Genomic DNA, 20,541 nt, shown 5'->3' with positions numbered 1-20,541 from the left:
GGAGAGCATGGCGGAATGACCATTACGAGGCCGAAGCTTTTTTCCATTCCATCCGGCACAGCTTTTCTACCAGCCTTTGCCAAGGCACTTCTGGAAGGCCGCCTGATTGAAGGCTTTCCGGGTAATGCCTCTGACCCACTGGCATTAGCGAACGCGACCATCTATGTGCCGACGCGCCGTGCAGCGCGTGCGCTTCGTTCCATCCTGGTAGATATGAATCCGGCTAAATCTGCGATCCTTCCGACCATTCGCCCGCTGGGCGATGTGGATGAGGATGCGGCTTTTTTCAACGCAGCCACAAGCGGCGTATTCGATCTTAATCCGCCAATTGGCAAGGCTGAACGGCTGTTGCTGCTGGCGCGGCTCATTCGCCCATGGCGAGAATCGCTGCCTGCGCATGTGCGGGCGCTGTTTGGCGTCGATGATGTTTCGGTTCCCGCAACAACCTCTGACGCGATTTGGCTTGCGCGTGATCTGGCTGGCCTGATGGATCAGGTCGAAACCGACAATGCCAAATGGAGTGAGCTTGCCAGCATTGCGCCCGATGATCTTGCCGACTGGTGGCAGGTCACGCTCGGCTTTCTCGATATTGTCACGAAACTCTGGCCGGAAATTCTGGAAGAGCGCAAGCTGTCCAATCCGGCAGCGCACCGCAATGAACTGATCTGGGGTGAGGTGCGGCGACTGCGCGATCATCCGCCGCAAGGGCCTGTGATTGCGGCTGGTTCCACAGGCTCCATTCCCGCGACTGCCGAGCTCGTTTCAGTCATCGCCCGACTGCCGCAAGGTGCTGTGGTTCTGCCGGGGCTGGACCGTGATCTTGATGAAGGCGCTTGGAACCTGCTGGGGGCTTCTGATAATAATCCATCCACCTTCGGCCACCCGCAATATGGTCTCCACAAGCTGTTGCAGGCTATTGGCGTATTACGCGAAGATGTCGAGCATATCGAAGATATGCCGGTTAACAAGCGTGTGCTGGAGCGTGTGGTCAGCGAAGCATTGCGCCCGGCAGAAACCACGGATGCATGGAGCCTGCTGAACCGCGACGCGGATATGCAGCCCCAAAGATTGCTGCAATCGGCTCAAAAGATCGATCTGATTGAAACCGCCAATGAGCGTGAAGAAGCGCTGGCAGTGGCCCTGGCGCTTCGCGATGCGATCAGCGATGAAAACAAGACCGCCGCATTGGTTACTGCCGATAGAAATCTCGCGCGCCGCGTGGTGGGCGAACTCGCACGCTTTGGCATCGATGCCGATGATTCCGGCGGTCGCCATTTGCGCGATATCGAAACCGCGACGCTGATGCGTCTCATGGTCGAAACCGTGTTCAACCCCGGCGATCCGGTGGCTTTGTTAGCGTTGGTCAAGCACCCGATGCTACGGCTTGGCGGCAAGCGCATAGAACGGCGACTGGCTGCGGAAACGCTTGAACTGGTGGCGTTCCGTGGCGGTACGGGCAGGGCATCGATCATCGATCTTCCCGCCTTTTTCGATCGCCGCATGGAAGAAAGCGCCAGCCAGTCATGGCAACCGGCATGGCACGCGACTGTTACGCCTGACATGATCGAAGCGGCGCGCGCGCTTTGTGTGAGCCTGTCGGAAGCTATTGCGCCGCTTGCACCTTTTGCCACCATTAACCGGCGAACGGATATTGGCGAGATTACACGGGCAACTGTGGAAGCGCTGGAAAATCTGGCGCGTGATGAAAGCGAAAGCGTCACACGTTATTATTCCGGCGAGCATGGTGAGAAGCTGGCTTCATTTCTGCGTCAGCTTGTGGCGAGCGAAGCGGGACTGGATTTTGAGGCTATTGAATGGCCCGCAATTCTTGAAGCTCTGATGTCGGGCGAAACCGTCAAGCCGCATCCGGGTGGCCATCCGCGCGTCTTCATCTGGGGTGCGCTGGAAGCGCGTTTGCAGACCATGGATACGTTGGTGATTGGTGGTCTCAACGAAGGCACATGGCCCGCCAAGACGCGCAACGACCCGTTCATGTCGCGCCCTATGAAGGCGATGATCGCGCTTGATCCACCTGAGCGCCGTACCGGCCTTGCAGCACATGATTTTCAGATGGCGCTTGGCATGGATCATGTCGTGCTTTCACGTTCGCAGCGTTCTGATAATGCGCCGACGATTCCGTCGCGTTGGTTGCAGCGGCTTGAAACGGTGCTGGGTTCAGATGTGACCAAGGATATGCGTTCACGTGGGCAACGTTTTATCCATTGGGCGCGTGAAATCGATCAGGCTCCTGATGTACCTTTTGTCAAACGCCCGGAACCGGCACCGCCTGTAAGCGCGCGGCCCAAGCATTTTTCAGTCACGGAAATCGAAACCCTTCGTCGCGATCCTTATGCGATCTTTGCCAAAAAGATTCTGAAGTTGCGTCCGCTGGAGCCGCTGATCCGCGATCCGGCAGCCGCAGAACGTGGAACGCTTTTTCACGACATTCTTGGACATTTCACAGAAGAGGGCATCGATCCGCTGGCACCGGATGCGAGCGCGCAACTTGAAGAATTTGGCCGACATTTCTTTGGCGAAATGGATCTGCCTATTGAGATCGAAGCAGTCTGGTGGCCGCGTTTTACCGCTCTTATTCCGCAATTCCTCGAATGGGAGCGGGAACGCGCGTATAATGTTCAGACCCGCTTTGCCGAAATTTCGTCGGATAAGCGCGAGGTTGAAAGTCTTGGCCTCACTTTGTCGGGCCGTGCCGATCGTATCGATCTGATGCGCGATGGAACTGCGGAAGTGATCGACTATAAGACCGGCTCCACGCCATCGCCACGACAGGCGCATGTCCTCTTGTCGCCACAGCTGGCGCTTGAAGCAGCCCTTCTCGTGCGCGGTGCGTTCCGCGAACTGGGGTCGGTTCGCGCGTCTGATCTGACCTATGTGCGCTTGCGGGCAGGCGGCGAGGTGAAGCCGGAATCGATTTTGAAGATCGGTCGGCCACCATCTGAAAAGACCGCACCCGCCCTTGGCGAAGAGGCATGGCAACGATTGGCGCAGCTGCTTGCTGAATATCAGAATCCGGCTAAGGGTTATCTTTCCCGCGCGCTTCCTTTTCGTGAGACAGATTTGACTGGCGATTATGATCATCTTGCACGCGTGCTGGAATGGTCCGCTGGTGGTGATGCTGGCGGGGAGGGCGGCGAATGAAAAAACAACGTGTCATTCCAAAGGAAACAATCGACGCGCAGGCCAGTGCCGCCAATCCGCTGGCCTCTGTCTGGGTGTCGGCGAATGCCGGTTCGGGTAAGACTCACGTTCTGACCGAGCGCGTTATCCGGCTGCTGCTCGAAGGCACTGCCCCGTCGAAAATCCTTTGCCTGACCTATACCAAGGCGGCAGCAGCCGTCATGCAGAACCGCGTCTTTGCGCGATTGTCCGAATGGGCAATGTTGCCGGATGAGGATCTGGCTGACAGGCTTATCAAGCTCGAAGGCAGGCGTCCGGGAGCGACACGGCTTGCGGTTGCACGCAGGCTTTTTGCGCGCGCGCTTGAAACGCCGGGCGGGTTGAAAATCCAGACCATCCACGCATTTTGCGAAGCCATCCTGCATCAGTTCCCGCTTGAGGCGAATATTGCAGGCCACTTCGAGATGATGGATGATCTCATGCAGGTGGCTCTTGTCGGCGAAGCGCGACGCACCCTACTTGAGACCGCACATGGCGGCGGCGATCCGGAACTGGCAAATGCCTTTGCCGATGTCATGCAGGCAGCAGGCGAGATGGGTTTGCAGGCACTGCTTGATGAAGCTGTGGGTCGCCGCAACGGCTTGCAGCAATACATTTCGGCGCTTGGTAATGCGGATGAGCGCAGCGAGACTTTGCATAGGCATTTCCGTTTCCGGCCAGACACGCGCGAATCCGATTTGCTGGATGATATGTGGCCGGTGCCGGAATTTTCCGACGATGCACTCGATCTCATTTTGTCGATCCAGAAGGGTGCGGCACGCGCACATGATTTTGCGTTGCAGCTCAAGCAATATGACAAGGTCAAGAGCAGCTTCGACAAGGAAGCCGTTCTGCGGGCCTCCTTCCTTAAAGCGACCGGCGAATCCAAATCCGGTTCCTATGTCGGATCGAGCGCGGTTAAAAAGCTGCTGCCGGATTTCGAGGAAGATTTTAATGCCGCAGCAATGCGTGTTGAACTTGGTCTCGACAAGATCAAGGAGCTGCGGCTTATCCGGCTAAATCTGGCCGCGCTCACACTCATTGATAATCTCCTGCAGCGCTATCATGATTTGAAGCGCAAGCGCGGACTGCTCGACTTTGAAGACCTGATTACACGCACGGTGGCGCTTCTGGCGCGTGATGGGGCGGGGCAATGGGTACAGTATAAGCTTGATCGCGGCATTGATCATATTCTTGTCGATGAAGCACAGGATACCAGCCCCGATCAGTGGCAGGTTATCCGTATGTTGTCGGAAGAGTTTTTCTCGGGCCTCGGGCAGCGCAACGTGCAGCGCACGCTGTTTGCCGTCGGCGATGAAAAACAGTCGATCTACTCGTTTCAGGGTGCAGTGCCGGAAGACTTTGCGGCGCAGGGCAGGGCGGTCAGCCGCAGGGCTGCTGATGCAGAGCTTAAATTCGAGCGCGTAAGCCTCAACTTCTCGTTCCGTTCAGCGCCGGATGTTTTGCAGGCCGTGGACGAGGTTTTTGCTCGTCCCGAGGCCAATCGCGGCTTGTCAGGTGCCACTGTTCACTCTGCCATTCGCGATAATGAGCCGGGCGAGGTGGAAATATGGGATATGCTGACGCCGGAAGAGGTGGAGGAGCCCGACGACTGGCGCGTGCCGGTCGATCATTTGCAAGCTCCAGCTATCAAACTCGCCGAACAGATTGCAGCAACCATTCGCTACTGGCTTGACCGCGGCGAAACCATTCCGGGCCAGAACCGCAAACTTGCTCCGAAAGATATTATGGTGCTGGTGCGCAAGCGCGATCAGTTCATGCCAGCGCTTTCGCGCGCACTCAAAGAGCGCCATGTGCCGGTGGCTGGTGCCGACCGCCTCAAGCTTACAAGCCACATCGCCATTCAGGATCTGATGGCGCTGGGGCGTTTCGTGTTGCAGCCGTCAGATGATTTGTCATTAGCCTCTCTTCTCAAAAGCCCGCTATTTGGCTGGGATGATGACAGGCTGTTTGCTCTCGCCAATCCGCGCAAGAGCGGCGAAACGCTGTTTGAGCGCCTTTACCATTCATCCCTTGAAGACCCGGCACTGATCGGCGTTCATAAGACGCTGAGCCGTTGGCGCAATATGGCCGACACCATGCCGATCTTCGAATTCAATGCGCGGATTCTGAGCGCAGATGGTGCAAGGCGCAAGCTTCTGGCGCGGCTTGGGCCGGAAGCGGGCGATATTATCGATGAATTCCAGAACTATGCGCTTTCGGCTGAACGCGCTGGTCTGCCGGGCATGCAGGCATTTCTGGAAACGCTTGATGCAGCCTCGCCGCAGATCAAGCGCGAACTTGATCAGGGCCGCAACGAAGTGCGTATCATGACGGTTCATGCCGCCAAGGGGCTTGAGGGTGCTGTGGTGTTTCTGGTTGATCCGGGCAATGCCGTCTGGAGCGGAACACGCGCGCCCAAGCTGATCCCGTTTGATCTCAGCAATGACGGGCTACAGGTCAAAGGCTATCTCTGGCAGCCCAATGCTGGCTATCAGACCGGCTTTTTGGCGTCACAGATTGAAGGCTTGAAGGCTCGTGCGGAAGAAGAATATCGCCGCCTGCTCTATGTAGGCATGACGCGTGCGGAAGACCGGCTGATTGTCTGTGGCTATCGCGGATCGCGTGAAAGTGGCGAGACATGGCACAGGCTGGTTGAAGATGCGCTCACAACCAAGGCCGAAACCTTTGTGCATCCGGTATCGGGTGTTGCCGCCCGACGCTATCGCAACACGCCGCGCGGTCTCACTGAGATTGCAGAGCCTGAAGTGGCGAAAGCAGCAGAGCTGCCACCGCTGCCGCTCGACTATCTCAAGCCCATAAAGCCGGAACCGGGGCTGCCGCGTCCGCTTGCGCCATCGGGCGCGTCCGCACTGATTGAAGCGGAAGAAGAACCACCGCTTGATACGCTGTCGCCGGTTCTGGGACAGAGCGGCGAGACGTCTGCATTTGCTCTTCGTCGCGGTACGGCGATACATATGCTGCTGCAATATCTGCCAGAAGTGGCCGCGAATGAGCGCGAGAAGCTTGCACAGGATTATCTGGCACGCATCGCTGCCGACTGGCCGGAAGCTGAACGCGCGAAAGCCTGGGCGAGTGTTGCAACAATTCTGGCCGATCCAAAGTTTGCGCCGGTTTTTGCTCGCGGATCCCGTGGTGAAGTGGCGGTCATGGGCACGATCAATCTCGGCGGAAAAGACCATGCCGTCTCGGGTCAGATCGACCGCATCAGCGTTGATGAAAACCGCGTGCTGATTGTGGATTATAAAACCAATCGTCCGCCACCAAAGACCGTTGAAGCTGTGCCTTTTGCCTATCGTGCACAGCTTGCGCTTTATCGGGAATTGCTCGCGCCTCTTTATCCGGGAAGGGTTGTTGAGGTGGCTTTGCTCTTCACGGAAGGCCCGTATTTGCTGCCATTGCCGGAAAACGTGCTCAATGAAGCATTGAAGGCTCTCAGTGACTCTCAAGGAAAGGTGAGCAACCAGAGCTTGACGAATGCGGGCTGACACGCCACATGATATGGTCAAATGAGCAGTTTCTCGATGAGTCTTATGCTCTCAAACAGATATGAGGATAGCCCTATGGCAACCGTAAAGGTCGATAACAGCAATTTTCAGTCGGACGTTCTTCAGTCGAGCGAGCCTGTGGTCGTTGATTTCTGGGCTGAATGGTGCGGTCCTTGCAAGATGATCGCTCCGGCTCTGGATGAAATCGCTGCTGAAATGGCTGGTCAGGTCAAGATCGCCAAGGTCAATATCGACGAAAACCCAGAACTCGCAGCACAGTTTGGCGTGCGTTCGATCCCGACGCTGCTGATGTTCAAGGACGGCGAACTTGCCGCCAACATGGTTGGCGCTGCTCCAAAGAGCCGCCTTGCTGACTGGATCAAGGCTTCTGCTGCTTAATCAGCTGAACTTATAAAATAAGAAAAGCCCGGCCTTTGAGCCGGGTTTTTTGTTGCGCTCATGCAGCATCAAAAGCGCGTGCATTCAAGAAAGCTTCAATGAACTGAGAAAATCCTGTTACAAAGGAGGCCTATTTCCCCGTGCAGTCTCACAGCTGGTCATCGTTGATGCGGTGGTCGCCATCGTTCGGGGTAAAGAATGCTTATTAATCGTCGTCACGCATTAGGTCTGATGGGAGCCACCGCCGGCACCCTTATCCTTCCAAGCATCGGTCGCGCCAATCAGCGCCGTTCGATCACGATTGCCGTGCAGAAGATCACCAACAACAACACGCTCGACATCTGGAACGAGCAGTCGAATGTTGGCGAGCGCGTCTTCTTCCCGAATTTGTGGGAAGGTCTCATCCTGCGTGACTGGATGGGCAATCAGGGCCCTGTTCCGGGTCTTGCGACCGAATGGAAGCGTCTGGACGACAAGACCATTGAACTCAAGCTGCGTCAGGGCGTCAAGTTCCATAATGGTGATGAACTGACGGCTGAAGACGTCGTCTTCTCGTTCTCGGACGAACGCCTTTTTGCAGGCACTGAGCCTGCCGGTGGCAAGACGCTTTATGAGGCAAACTTCAAGCCGCAAACTGAAAAAGAACTGCCGGCTGCAATTCCAGGCATTTCGCGCCGTCTTTGGCCAGCTCTTCGCGGCGTTGAAGCTGTCGACAAATACACCGTGCGTTTCCACAACGCGACACCTGACGTCACCCTTGAAGGCCGTCTCTACGCCTTTGGTTCGCAGATCGCCAACAAGCGCGCCTGGAATGAAGCGAAATCCTATACTGATTGGGCACGCAAGCCGGTCACGACCGGCCCTTACAAGGTTGCCGATTATAAGCCTGACGTAGAACTCGTTCTTGAGGCCCACGACGAATACTGGGGTGGTCGTCCACCGCTTCAGCAGATCCGCTTCGTGGAAGTGCCAGAAGTAGCAAGCCGCGTAAACGGCCTCATTTCGGGTCAGTACGACTTCGCCTGTGATCTTCCACCTGACCAGATTGGCAATGTTGCCAACAATCCAGGCCTTGAAGTTCAAAGCTCGACCATCTGGAACCATCGTACAACGATCTTCAACACGCAGAATGAAGTCCTGCGCGATCCGCTCGTTCGCCGCGCGATGACCCATTCGATCGACCGTCAGGCAATCGTGGATTCGCTCTGGGCTGGCCAGACCGTTGTTCCGGCAGGTCTGCAGTTTGAAAGCTTCAGCACCTCCGACATGTTTATCGAAGGTTGGGAGCCACCGAAGTTTGATCCTGAACTGGCACGCGATCTGCTCAAGCAGGCCAATTACAAGGGCGATGCGATTCCTTATCGCCTGCTCAACAACTACTATACCAACCAGACGCCAACCGCTCAGGTTCTGGTGGAAATGTGGAAGCAGGTTGGTCTCAATGTCGAGATCGAGATGAAGGAAAACTGGGCGCAGATTCACGATCCAGCAGGCACAAAGGGTGTCCGTGACTGGTCGGCATCCAACAACATCAATGATCCGATCACACCAATGGTGGTTCAGTTTGGCCCGAACGGCGAAGTCCAGCAGAAGAAGGACTGGTCGAACGAAGAGGTCAACAAGCTGTCGGTCATCATGGAAACTTCGACCGATCGCGGAGAGCGCAAGAAGGCGATCAAGCGTATGCTTGAAATCTGCGAGCGCGAAGATCCGGTTTACAACATCCTGCATCAGAATGCCGTGTTTACCGGCATGAAGAAGGAACTGAAGTGGAAGGCTGCTCCGGCATTCGCCATGGATTTCCGTTCGAACAACTGGAACGTCTGATCCTGATGAATGGCTGACGCGTTTACGCGTCAGCCATTTTCCTCTTCGTGAAATGCATCTGAAAAATCGCCAGTAACCGCGATTGACCGAGCGAAAGGAGAAGACGGTGGCATTCGTCTCCATTCGGGATTTAAAGGTTTCTTTCAGCGGTGTGCAGGTTCTGCACGGTATCAATCTCGACATCGACCGGGGTGAAACTCTGGGTCTGGCTGGGGAATCGGGGTGCGGAAAATCCGTAACCTGGCTGGCAGCTCTTGGGCTTTTGCCGGGGAAAACATCGGTTTCCGGTTCAGTGGTTGTTGATGGTCAACAGCTGATTGGTGCTCCCCGCCATGCGCAGGAAAGCGTTCGTGGCGGTCGCGTTGCAATGATTTTTCAAGATCCAAGCTCGTCGCTAAATCCGGTCAAGAAAGTTGGCCCGCAGATTGTGGAATCATTGTCTCTTCATCGTGGATTGAAGGGCAGTGCAGCGCGGCTTGAAGCAGTCAAACTTATGGAGCGGGTTGGCATTCCAGATGCTGCGCGACGGTTTGATCTTTTCCCGCATGAATTTTCAGGTGGCCAGTGTCAGCGGATCATGATCGCTATCGCATTGGCCGGTGAGCCGGATGTGCTGATTGCCGATGAGCCGACCACTGCACTCGATGTCACCATTCAGGCGCAGATACTCGATCTTTTGAATGAAATCAGGCAGGAAACCGGCATGGCAATCGTGTTCATCAGCCATGACCTTGGCGCGGTGAGTCAGATTTGCGAGCGCGTGTCAGTGATGTATGCGGGCCGGATTGTTGAAAGTGGACAAACGGCAGAACTGTTCGAGACGCCAAAACATCCATACACACTCGGTCTGTTCGATGCCATTCCAAGGCTCGATGGTGGTCGCGAAAGACTGCGAGCCATTCCGGGTACGGTTCCCGATCCGCGACACCTGCCACAGGGCTGCGCTTTTGCTCCGCGCTGCTCGCAAGTCAGCGAGCAATGTGAAAAACACATCCCCGATCTCCGTCAATTAAGCCGACAGAAAGTCGCGTGTTTCAACGCAGAAGACGTGTTGCATACCCACTATACGGATGCGGCAAATATAGCGGGTGCGCTAAAGGCAGAAGGCGCGGCAGCATGAGTTACCTTTTGGAAGCACGCAATCTGGTCCGGACCTATCAGGCGGGCGGTATCTTCAGAAAAGCTGATCCGGTCACAGCGGTTGATGGTGTCAGCCTGACGATCAAGCCCGGCGAAACACTGGGTATCGTAGGGGAATCTGGTTGCGGCAAATCCACCCTTGGCCGCATGTTGCTTGGCATTGATGATGCCAGCGAAGGGCAGGTGTTTTTTGACGGAAAGCCGTTGCCGCCGCGCAAGACGCCTGAATGGCGGAAGCTGCGTGCGCAAATGCAGCTGGTCTTTCAGGACCCGCTTGCAGCGCTTGATCGACGGCTGACGATTGCCTCGCAAATCGGCGAGCCTTTGCAGATACATGGCATGGCCCGAGGCGCAGAGCTTAAAGAGCGTGTCGAAGAACTTATGATATCGGTCGGTCTTCGTCGCGATCAGGGAGATCGCTATCCGCATGAATTATCGGGTGGTCAGCGCCAGCGTGTCATCATCGCGCGGGCACTGGCAACAAGTCCACGACTGCTGGTCTGCGATGAACCGGTTTCGGCACTTGATGTTTCCATTCAGGCGCAGGTCGTCAATCTGCTGCGTGATTTGCAGGAACGCCACGGCGTTGCCATGGTTTTCATCAGCCATGATCTCAAGGTGGTGCGCAATATATGCGACCGCGTGGCGGTGATGTATCTCGGCAAGATCGTCGAGGAAGCAAGCTCCGGCGTCATTTTTGAAACACCACAGCATCCCTATACAAAAGCGCTCGTTTCCTCCGTGCCTGTTCCCGGCAAACGGCTTGAACACCGCATGATCCTGAAGGGCGAACCACCCAATCCGGCCAATCGACCGGATGGTTGTGTGTTCCATCCCCGTTGTCCGATGGCTGGGTTTCAGTGCCCGACCACAATGCCTGATCTTGAAGTTTCCGGTTACGACCGCAAGACGGCCTGTCACTTTGTCGAGCCGGTTAAAACTGCGGCGTGAGGCTTGAATGTTTTCTTATATAGCGTCCCGCTTTTTTCGTGCAGTGGTCACAGTGTTTCTGGTTATGACCTTCGCTTTCGTTGTGCTGCGCATGTCTGGCGACCCCGCGCAGATCATGCTTGGCCCCGATGCACCGCAGGAATCCATCAATGCTTTTCGCAAGGCTTGGGGGCTGGATGACCCACTATGGGTTCAATATCTCTCTTACCTCAAAGGGATACTGAGTTTTGATTTCGGCGTCTCCATGCGCGACAAGGCATCGGCGATGGATCTGGTCTTGCAGCGCGTTCCGGCTACCCTTCAAATCACGATACCAGCACTGATCATCAAGCTTTGCCTTGGTATTCCTGCAGGCGTCTATGCCGCGTTGCATCGCCAGGGTTTTGCGGATCGTGGTGTTATCACGCTTTCCATTCTTGGTTTCACGGTGCCGTCTTTTGTTCTCGGTCTCGTGCTGGTTCTGATCTTCTCGATCCAGCTGGGTGTGCTGCCATCAGGTGGCAGCGATACGTGGATACACGGCATCCTGCCAACGCTCACCATCGCCATTGGCGGCACGGCAATTCTCGCCCGGTTTTCGCGTTCAGCGATGATCGAGGTTCTCGGTCGCCCCTATATCCGCACAGCTTCGGCCAAGGGTGTAAGCTGGCATGATGTGGTGTGGAAACACGCCTTGCCTAACGCCTCTGTGCCCATTGTCACCATCGTGGGCTTCATGGTCGGCTCGCTGATTGCCGGTGCGGTTGTCGTGGAGACCATCTTTTCATGGCCGGGTGTTGGGCGTTTGCTCGTCGTCTCGGTTGCCAATCGTGACCTCGCAGTTGTGCAATGTCTTCTTCTGATGATCGCAAGCTGCATGGTTGTCTCCAATCTCATTGTCGATGTTCTCTACGGTGTTCTTGATCCGCGCCTGAGATCAAAGGCTGCGCATTAAGGGAGGTTGAGGATGACCGACACAGCTCTTCACAGCACGGCCGCAATCCGGGCGCCGGGGCTTATTACCCGTCTGCGCAAGTCAGTACCGGCAAGCGTTGCATTCGCGATCCTCTGGCTCGCTCTGATGCTTTTTGTGGTGATTTTTGCCGATCTTCTCCGGCCCTATCCGATCACCAAAATGGATCTGATGGCGCGCCTCGTTCCACTTGGTACACCCGGTCATTGGCTGGGCACGGACGAGCTTGGTCGCGATGTCTACTCACGTCTTTTGCAGTCGATCCGTGTTTCCCTAATCATCGCATTTGGTGCCACGATCCTCTCAGCATTTTTTGGAACGCTGCTCGGCTTTCTGGCTGCACGCTTCCGCGGCTGGGTTGAGCAGGTGGTGCTGATGCTGGCCGATTTTCAGGCAGCACTTCCGTTCATGGTGCTGGCACTTGCCGTTCTGGCCTTCTTCGGCAACTCGATGACGCTGCTTATCTGTCTCATGGGGTTTTATGGCTGGGAGCGCTATGCGCGCATCGCGCGTGGTCTTGCGATTTCCGCCGGTGCCCAGGGTTATGCGAGTGCTGTCGTTCAACTGGGGGCTACGCCTTTTCGCGTCTATTTTCACCATATCCTGCCCAATGTCGCCTCCACACTGATCGTGTCGATGACACTGACGTTCCCGGAAATCATTCTGATGGAATCGGGCCTCTCATTTCTCGGCCTTGGCGTGCAGCCACCCGAAAGCTCACTCGGAAACATGGTTGGCTTTGCGCGTGAATATCTAACGCAGGCACCCTGGATCATGCTGGCACCTGCGATGGTCATCGTGCTGACCACCCTTTCAATCTCCCTGCTCGGGGACTGGCTGCGCGACAAGCTGGACCCAACCGTTCAATAGGAATATCGCAATGAAAAAGATCATGGCACATCGCGGCGCACGCAATCTATGGGCTGAAAACTCGCTGACAGGTTTCAGAAATGTGCAGAAACTCGACGTCGATAGCGTCGAGTTCGACCTTCATCTGACAAATGCCGGTCAGATTCTGGTAATCCATGACAGCACGCTTGAACGCACGACCGATGCGCAGGGCCATGTCCGCGAACTGGATGATGAGACCCGTCGGGCCGTTCATCTGAAAGATGAACAGGGCGTCGTCACCGACGATCATATCCCGACTTTTGAAGAAGTGCTGGATGTGCTCGCAGCCAAGCCTCAACTCGATCTCTATGTTGAGCTGAAGTCTGGCCCAGACGGCAAGCCATATGAAGGACTGGTTGAGAAGGCTGTCGAAATCATCAAGGCACGCGGCATCGAAGAACGTGTCGTTCTGCACTCTTTCGACCGCAGTGTCGTTGAACGCTGTGCGAACGTTGCTCCACAGATCAGACGTTTGATGTCACTCAACGCTGAATGGGTCGAGCGCAATGGTGGACTGGAGCATTTCTTCACCAGTGTTGAACCTCTGGTCGATTATGTCGGCGTTCATTACGCGCTGTTTGAAGCCGAATTTGAGCGCATCACCTCGCTTTTTCCCAAGGAACGCCTTGGCGTCTGGACACTGAATGATCGCGTGCTGATTGATCGCTGGATGCAGCGAGACGTCGCTTACATCACGTCTGACAGTCCTGATCTGGTTGTCGCATCGCGACATGCCCTTGCTGAACAACCCGCCTGAAGATCTCAATTCCCCAAATCCATCCAGCCAAACGCAGGAAAAATCCCATGTCTGATCTGCCGCTGCTCGGCGCAGCCGTGCCTTTGTCCTATCTCGAAAATCATCTCGATTTTATCGTTTCTGAAAACCGCGATCTGGAAATCCAGGATTTCTTTGATGTCAGCCTGTTGAAGGGTGATTGGAAAACCCCTGCAAACCGCATCAAAACGCTTCTGGATGGCTATCAGGGACGCCTTGGCATCCATGGTCCGTTCTGGGGACTTAACATGTCGAATGCGGATGAAGACATTCGCAAGATTGTTCGCGAGCGCTACCTGCAGGGTCTGGAAGTCTGTGAATATATTGGCGCGACGCAGATGGTCGTACACAGCCCTTATAATTTCTGGTTCAACAATAATCGCGACAATGTGGCGGGCAGCGCTGAGGACATTGTTGACTATGCCCATGGCACACTTGCTTCAGTCGTAAAACGCGCAGAAGAAATTGGCTGTACGCTTGTGATCGAAAATATCGAAGATATCGATCCAGATCTGCGCCGTATTCTGGCCGATAGTTTTCAGTCGAAGTCTGTAGCCGTTTCCGTTGATACGGGACACGCGCATTTTGCCTATGGCTCCATGGGCGCGCATCCGGTTGATTATTTCATCAGCCGCGCGGGAAATCGTCTTGAGCATGTTCATCTTCAGGACGCTGACGGCCATGCAGATCGCCATTGGGCAATCGGCGAAGGCACGATCCGCTGGCACGCTGTTTTTGCAGCTTTGTCGAAGCTGGAAAGCAATCCACGCCTTATTCTCGAATTGCGCGATAAGAACAAAATCCAGCAATCGGTTCAATATTTGTTAGCGGCAGGTTTGGCTCGCTAACCGCAACGATTCTGTCTTCTTTTGGCTGCTATGAATGGCAAATGCTTTGCCACTCATGGCAGCTATTTTTTTATCCTGTCTGTTTTACGCGTCTCTTCAGTGGTTCGCCTATTTCCGATTTTCTGAAGAAAACATAATTAATTCAATGAGTAATGAACTTTGTAATCAACTGGAAAATCTTGTAAATCGCATATCTGATGTCTGATACATCAGATATTGACATATTTAATCAGCTGCTCCAAGATCGGGTAGTAATTTCGGATGACAAGCAGGTGCGCCCTTGCGTGACAGTGTTTCCCCATTTTCACCGATCAAGGTGAAGAGCCTTAGAGATCATGTGCATGACGATCTGCGGGAGGCGATCATTTCGGGTCGGCTGAAGTCTGGCGACAGATTGAATGAGCGACAGTTGGCTGCTGATCTGGGTATCAGCACCAGTCCTTTGAAAGAAGCGCTTCGCCAGTTGGAGGGTGAGGGGCTGGTACGCACGGAAGCGCGACGCGGTACGTTTGTTTCGTTCAATGCGCGACAGGCCGAAGAGATGACGCTGGCGCGTGCAGCGCTTGAAAGCATTATCGCGCGTCAGGCTGCAAAACACGGCGATGAAGAAGCTTTTGCCTTTCTTCGCGCAGTCATTGAGGAAATGCGGGCCGCTGTTGAATCCGGTGATGTGGATGCGCTGATCGAGCTCAATGAGAAATTTCATGATGCCATTCACGAGGCATCGGGATGCGAATATCTGCGACGGCTGCAAAATGCGCAGCGGATGTATGATCATGCGGCACGGGTAACGGTGCTGTCTCGCGAAGATGTGCGTCGACAATCATTTGGCGAACACGAAGCGATCATGCAGGCCATTACGGCCAGAAACGGGGATTTAGCCGAGCGATTGATGCGGGAGCACATCGTGAAAGCGGGGGATACACATATCGAACTGGTCTTCTGACCAGTACCTGGGAGGGTAATATGAATTTAGCGGAATACCGCGGGGTGCTGAGAGGCATCTCGGGCGTGCATGCGACTGCCTATAACACAGATGGCGAGATTGATGCCGCACTAACCACCGAAATTGTTGCGCGTATCGCAAAAGCTGGCGTGCATAACATCGTCACCGGCGGCAATACCGGTGAGTTCTACAGCATGACTGTGGATGAAGTGATCCGCCTGCAGGCAATCGCCGTCAAGGCGGTTGATGGCAAAGCTGCGGTAACAGCCGCAGCCGGACGCTCGGTCCGCGATGCAATCAAGGTCTCAAAAGCCGCACAGGCTGAGGGTGCGGATGGTGTGATGATCCATCATCCACTTGATCCCTTTGCTGCCCCTCATGCACAGGTCGATTACTTTATCGAGATTGCAGAAGCCACCGACCTTCCGATCGTTGCCTATATCCGCTCCGATCTGATCCCGTTGGACGAGATGGTCCGGCTTGCAACCCATCCGAAGGTTGCCGGTGTGAAATTCGCATCGCAGAACACGATGTTGTTCTTTGAATGCTGCCGCGCAACCAAGGGAACCGATGCGACGTGGATTTGTGGTCTCGCCGAAAGCTGGGCACTGCCGTTTTACGCATTAGGCGGGCGGGGTTTCACATCCGGTCTCGTTAATGTGGCTCCTGACCGCTCGCTGGCTGTGTGGGACGCGCTGGAAGCTGGTGATTACGCCCGTGCTCGTGCCGTTGTTGAAAGCATCGCCGATTTTGAAACCATGCGGACCAAATACCGCAATGGTGCAAACGTCACAGTGGTGAAGGAAGCACTGCAAATTCAGGGCCTTGCTGTTGGCGATGTGCGGTTACCGGGCCTGCCTAAACTTGAAACGGCTGACCGCAAGGCGCTCGAAAAGGTCGTTGCGGGTTGGGAGACCGATGCAATTGTCTGAAAAATAGAAAACCGGCGCGTACCGACAGGAGGAAGCGGTGTGTGCGGGACAAGTAAAAAAGGTGGAGGAGAACATGACCAAAGGAATTTCACGCCGCACATTCATGGCGGGGGCCGGACTTGCAACTGGCGCAGGACTTTTGCTGCCCAAGGGTGCTGCATGGGCACAATCGGCAAAGCTGCCATCATCGCCTGTCGCCCTGAATGTCATTGACGCGGCTGGCAATCTCGCGTTGACGCAGCCGATTTTCGACAATTTTGCTTCTGAACAAAAAGCGCTCGTTTCGCGCTTCACGTTCAACAAAGCACCAGCACCGGAACTGCCGGGCAAGATCAAGGCGCAACAGCGCGCCAACCGTATCGATATCGATCTGGTGATTATTGGCCCAGATGCGCTATCGGCAGGGCTTGCTGACGATATCTGGACCGATATCATTGCTCTTCCAGACAATGGCCTGCCAAAATTGCAGGATATCTATCTCGAGCCCGCCTGGCGTATGCAGGAAATGTCAAAGGGCAAAGGCGTTGTGGTTTCCTATTACCCGTCCGGTCCATTGCTCGAATATCACCCTGAGAAGGTCAAGACGCCGCCAAAGACGGCCGAAGAGCTTCTGGCCTGGACCAAGGAAAATCCAAACAAATTCATCTATGCACGTCCGGCAAATTCAGGCCCGGGCCGCACGTTCCTGATGGGCCTGCCTTACCTTCTTGGCGACAGCGATCCGAAAGATCCGGTCAAGGGCTGGGACAAGACCTGGGCCTATCTCAAGGAACTGCACAAGAATATCGAATATTATCCTGCCGGCACCGGCGCTCTGATGAAAGAGCTCGGCGAAGGCACGCGCTATATGACCGCAACCACAACCGGTTGGGATATCAACCCGCGTGCGTTGGGCGTTGTTCCAAAAGAAATGGCAGTCAGCAAACTGGAAGGTTTCCACTGGGTCTGTGACGCGCATTACTTCGCAATTCCGAAAGGCGTTTCCGAAGAAAAGGTCGCGGTCCTGATGGAGTTTATCAAGTTCGCGCTCAAGCCTGATCAGCAGGCCTATTCCTACGATGCGGGCTATTTCTATCCGGGTCCTGCGGTCAAGGATGTCACGATCGAGATGGCACCGAAGGAAAGCCAGGACGTGATTGCCGAGTTTGGTCGTCCGGAATATGCCGACTGGATTGCAAACAATCCGATTGAATTGCCGCTTGAGCCGGAAGCTCTGGTAGCTGCTTTCCGGCGCTGGGACGAAGACGTCGCAGCCAGCTAAGGCTCCTCCAAAGCGTCAATGGCGGATCATACGGTCCGCCATTAGCCGCCTAAGATCACCACTCAATTTACGGTGCTTGCGTCAATGTCCTTTCAAGAACTTCGGCTTGATCGAATGAGCCGCTCATTTGGAACTTTCAATGCGCTGAGGGAAATCAACCTCACGATTGGAAAAGGTGAGTTCATTGCCCTTCTGGGCCCTTCAGGCTGCGGAAAATCCACGGCGCTCAACTGTATCGCAGGTCTTCTGGGTACGACCGGCGGCGGTATTTATATTGATGAAAAACGCGTCGATCAGCTTAAACCGGAAGATCGCGGTTTCGGCATGGTGTTTCAGAACTATGCCCTGTTTCCACATATGAACGTGCTGCAGAATGTTGGCTTTGGCCTCAAGATGCGCGGTCTTCCCAAAGCCGAAATAGACAAGCGGTCGCGAGCAGCGCTGGCACTTGTCAGACTGCAGGGGCAGGAAGCAAAGCTCCCAGGCCAGCTTTCTGGCGGGCAGCAGCAACGTGTTGCCATTGCGCGCGCTATCGTGATTGAACCGCCTGTCGTGTTGATGGATGAGCCGCTCTCTAATCTTGATGCAAAGCTGCGACTTGAGATGCGCGCTGAGATCAGACGTATTCATAACCAGCTTGGTTCGACGACAATCTATGTGACCCATGATCAGGATGAGGCCCTGTCTCTCGCAGATCGTATTGTGGTGTTGCGTGATGGGGAAATCCGGCAGGTCGGTAAGCCGCATGAGCTTTATGAAGCCCCGCGCTTTCAGGATGTTGCAGCCTTCATGGGCTTCCGCAACGCTTTAAGTGGCAAGGTTGTGCGCGTTGAAGACGGACAGGCAACAATCGACGTAACGGGCAGCGAACTGACCGGGCGCGCGATGGATACGCTGCAGCCTGGCAGTAGCGCCATTATCATGGCGCGTGGAGATGATGTTGTGTCGGGTGAAAAAGGCCGCAACACAATTGCTGCCACCGTCGAGACGATTGAATATCGAGGCCGTGAATATGTCGGCATAGCGCGGACTGAAAGCGGTATGGAAATGGTCTTTCATGGACCGCAGGAAGTTGCGCCGGGCGCAAAGATCACGCTCGGCATCGATGCAGGCCACGCGCTGGTCTTTGCGAGCGAGGCTTAGGCCATGGCGGAAGAACGATTTTCCGAACAGGCTTTGAGCCCCGGCCTGCGTCAAAGGCTCGCCAATCGCGGTTTCGATGGGGTGACACTGCTCATTCTGCCGGCGCTGCTCTTCATTATCGGCGTTTTCATTTACCCGTTTCTCTATGGCCTCGTCCTGTCTTTCAACCCGCTTGATGGCGGCGGAGCACTGGCTAATTATCGCAAGTTCTTCTCAGATCCCTATCTCTATAAAACCATAGGCGCGACACTCTGGCTGGCTATTCCGGTGACGCTTATCAGTGTCCTGTTTGCCGTTCCAATTGCCATGCGGGTCCGGCTGATGCCGCGGCAACGTCTTCTGACGACAATCCTGGTTCTGCCAGTCACTCTGGGAACGGTTCTGATTGCCGAAGGGCTTTTGAATTATCTCGGACCGCAGGGCTGGTTCAGCCGCACTCTGATTGCCTTTGGCCTGATCGATAATCCGTTGAAGCTCACCAATAATTACTGGGGTGTCTTTGCATCGCTCGTGATTACCGTGTTTCCATTCACTTTCCTGCTGACGCTTTCCTATATTTCCGGCATCGATCCGGCCTTGGAACGTGCCGCAGCAACGCATGGAGCAAACAGCTGGCGGCGCTTCCGCCATGTCATGTTACCGCTTCTGGTGCCGGGGCTTGTGGTGGCGGCATGTCTGACATTCGTGCAGGCTTTTGCGGTATTTCCTTCCGCGGTCCTTCTGGGGGCACCATCCGGCCCCACGCGTGTGATTTCCATTGCCGCGGCGCAGGCAGCTTTCGAGCAATATGATGACTCCATGGCATCATCCATTGCCATGATCATGGCGGCCGTACAGCTGCTTGTGGTGGGTGCTTTGCTCGGCCTTCGTTCGTTCTTCTATCGCGGTTCGACCGCTGGCGGGAAAGGATAGACCATGATCCGCGATACATCTGTCCTTTCAAAGCTCTGGATTACGGTTGTCTGGCTTGTAACGGGCTTCTTTGTCCTCAATGTACTGGCTGTCATTGCCGCGGTTGTCGTCTCGAGTTTTGGCACACGCTGGCTTGGCACATGGCTGCCCGATGCGCTCACAACACGCTGGTATGCCGCCGCATGGGCCGAATTCCAGCTTGATCAGGTGCTGCTGGTTACTTTCCAGGTCGTGTTTGCCGTCGTCATCCTTTCCGGATTTCTCGGAGTGACAGCAGCTTACGCCATGGCGCGCCGGGATTTTCCGGGCAAGAAAATCGTTCTGCTGATTTTCCTTCTGCCGCTTCTGGTTCCGCCCATTACATTTGGCATTCCGCTCGCGACAGTGCTCTACAAGTTTGGCGTTGGTGGAACTTTCTGGGGTGTGGTTCTGGCTAATCTTGTGCCGACGGTCCCCTTTGTCATCCTTGTGATGGTGCCGTTTATCGAGCAGATCGATCCCAAGGTTGAAGCAGCAGCGCGGGTCTTTGGTGCGGGCACCTTCAAACTGTTTCTGCATGTTTTGCTGCCAATGCTCACCCCGGGCATTCTTGCAGCCATGCTGCTGGTGCTGGTGCGCACGGTTGCCATGTTCGAACTGACCTTCCTGACGGCTGGCCCGACATCGCAGACGCTGGTGGTCGCGCTTTATTATTCCGTCTTTGCGGCAGGTGTCCGCTCGGTTCAGTCCATTGATGCAATGGCCGTCATCTACATGGTGACATCACTGGTCTGGCTTCTGCTGGCACTGCGCTTTGTTAACCCAACGCAGATTGTTGCGCGCAGTCGCCAGCCGTCTGCGCATTGATAGGGCCAAAGGTTTTACGCCAGAATTTATTC

General features: G+C 55.2%; 16 protein-coding genes. All 16 read left to right on the top strand.

Annotated elements, in window-relative coordinates; translation table 11 throughout:
• Positions 1-15: 15 nt before the first annotated feature.
• The 16 genes from addB (at position 16) to ABWV94_RS06390 (ending at position 20,509) form a co-directional block, all read left to right on the top strand.
• Complete coding sequence (addB, locus tag ABWV94_RS06465) at positions 16-3,159, top strand: double-strand break repair protein AddB (protein WP_113496157.1); 3,144 nt, start codon at positions 16-18, stop codon at positions 3,157-3,159.
• Positions 3,156-6,686, top strand: coding sequence for a double-strand break repair helicase AddA (addA, locus tag ABWV94_RS06460; protein ID WP_113496156.1), 3,531 nt, complete (start codon positions 3,156-3,158; stop codon positions 6,684-6,686). The genes addB and addA overlap by 4 nt, the downstream gene beginning before the upstream one ends.
• A 75-nt stretch (positions 6,687-6,761) precedes the next feature.
• Complete coding sequence (trxA, locus tag ABWV94_RS06455; RefSeq protein WP_007872546.1) at positions 6,762-7,085, top strand: thioredoxin; 324 nt, start codon at positions 6,762-6,764, stop codon at positions 7,083-7,085.
• Positions 7,086-7,283: 198 nt separating this feature from the next.
• The gene (locus ABWV94_RS06450) at positions 7,284-8,912 is read left to right on the top strand and encodes an ABC transporter substrate-binding protein (protein ID WP_007872550.1); all 1,629 of its coding nucleotides are present in this window, start codon (positions 7,284-7,286) and stop codon (positions 8,910-8,912) included.
• 106 nt (positions 8,913-9,018) lie between these two features.
• Positions 9,019-10,032: an ABC transporter ATP-binding protein gene (locus tag ABWV94_RS06445; protein WP_113496155.1), complete on the top strand. Its 1,014-nt coding sequence runs from the start codon at positions 9,019-9,021 to the stop codon at positions 10,030-10,032.
• The gene (locus tag ABWV94_RS06440; RefSeq protein WP_113496154.1) at positions 10,029-11,003 is read left to right on the top strand and encodes an ABC transporter ATP-binding protein; all 975 of its coding nucleotides are present in this window, start codon (positions 10,029-10,031) and stop codon (positions 11,001-11,003) included. Before ABWV94_RS06445 ends, ABWV94_RS06440 begins: the two co-directional genes overlap by 4 nt.
• A 7-nt stretch (positions 11,004-11,010) precedes the next feature.
• Positions 11,011-11,937: an ABC transporter permease gene (locus ABWV94_RS06435; RefSeq protein WP_064322252.1), complete on the top strand. Its 927-nt coding sequence runs from the start codon at positions 11,011-11,013 to the stop codon at positions 11,935-11,937.
• Between the two features lie 12 nt (positions 11,938-11,949).
• Positions 11,950-12,825, top strand: coding sequence for an ABC transporter permease (locus ABWV94_RS06430; RefSeq protein ID WP_353412846.1), 876 nt, complete (start codon positions 11,950-11,952; stop codon positions 12,823-12,825).
• Between the two features lie 10 nt (positions 12,826-12,835).
• The gene (locus tag ABWV94_RS06425) at positions 12,836-13,603 is read left to right on the top strand and encodes a glycerophosphodiester phosphodiesterase family protein (protein WP_007872573.1); all 768 of its coding nucleotides are present in this window, start codon (positions 12,836-12,838) and stop codon (positions 13,601-13,603) included.
• Between the two features lie 47 nt (positions 13,604-13,650).
• Positions 13,651-14,469 carry a sugar phosphate isomerase/epimerase family protein gene (locus ABWV94_RS06420; protein ID WP_007872576.1) on the top strand — a complete coding sequence of 273 codons (819 nt, stop codon included), beginning with the start codon at positions 13,651-13,653 and terminating at the stop codon, positions 14,467-14,469.
• Between the two features lie 337 nt (positions 14,470-14,806).
• Positions 14,807-15,415, top strand: coding sequence for a GntR family transcriptional regulator (locus ABWV94_RS06415; RefSeq protein ID WP_007872579.1), 609 nt, complete (start codon positions 14,807-14,809; stop codon positions 15,413-15,415).
• Positions 15,416-15,435: 20 nt separating this feature from the next.
• Positions 15,436-16,347, top strand: coding sequence for a dihydrodipicolinate synthase family protein (locus ABWV94_RS06410; protein ID WP_112804500.1), 912 nt, complete (start codon positions 15,436-15,438; stop codon positions 16,345-16,347).
• Positions 16,348-16,420: 73 nt separating this feature from the next.
• The gene (locus ABWV94_RS06405) at positions 16,421-17,608 is read left to right on the top strand and encodes an extracellular solute-binding protein (RefSeq protein ID WP_007872585.1); all 1,188 of its coding nucleotides are present in this window, start codon (positions 16,421-16,423) and stop codon (positions 17,606-17,608) included.
• A gap of 84 nt (positions 17,609-17,692) precedes the next feature.
• Positions 17,693-18,751 carry an ABC transporter ATP-binding protein gene (locus ABWV94_RS06400; RefSeq protein ID WP_112804502.1) on the top strand — a complete coding sequence of 353 codons (1,059 nt, stop codon included), beginning with the start codon at positions 17,693-17,695 and terminating at the stop codon, positions 18,749-18,751.
• A gap of 3 nt (positions 18,752-18,754) precedes the next feature.
• Positions 18,755-19,663 (top strand): ABC transporter permease, encoded by a 909-nt coding sequence (locus ABWV94_RS06395; protein WP_113496153.1) that lies wholly within the window; start codon positions 18,755-18,757, stop codon positions 19,661-19,663.
• A gap of 3 nt (positions 19,664-19,666) precedes the next feature.
• Positions 19,667-20,509 (top strand): ABC transporter permease, encoded by an 843-nt coding sequence (locus ABWV94_RS06390; protein ID WP_007872592.1) that lies wholly within the window; start codon positions 19,667-19,669, stop codon positions 20,507-20,509.
• Positions 20,510-20,541 lie beyond the last annotated feature (32 nt).

Source organism: Brucella sp. NBRC 12953 (assembly GCF_040369775.1).
In the GTDB taxonomy this organism is placed as follows: Bacteria; Pseudomonadota; Alphaproteobacteria; order Rhizobiales; family Rhizobiaceae; genus Brucella; species Brucella pseudogrignonensis.
The sequence above is the reverse complement of the archived record's forward strand: the minus strand, read 5'-3'. Positions and strand labels throughout refer to the sequence as shown.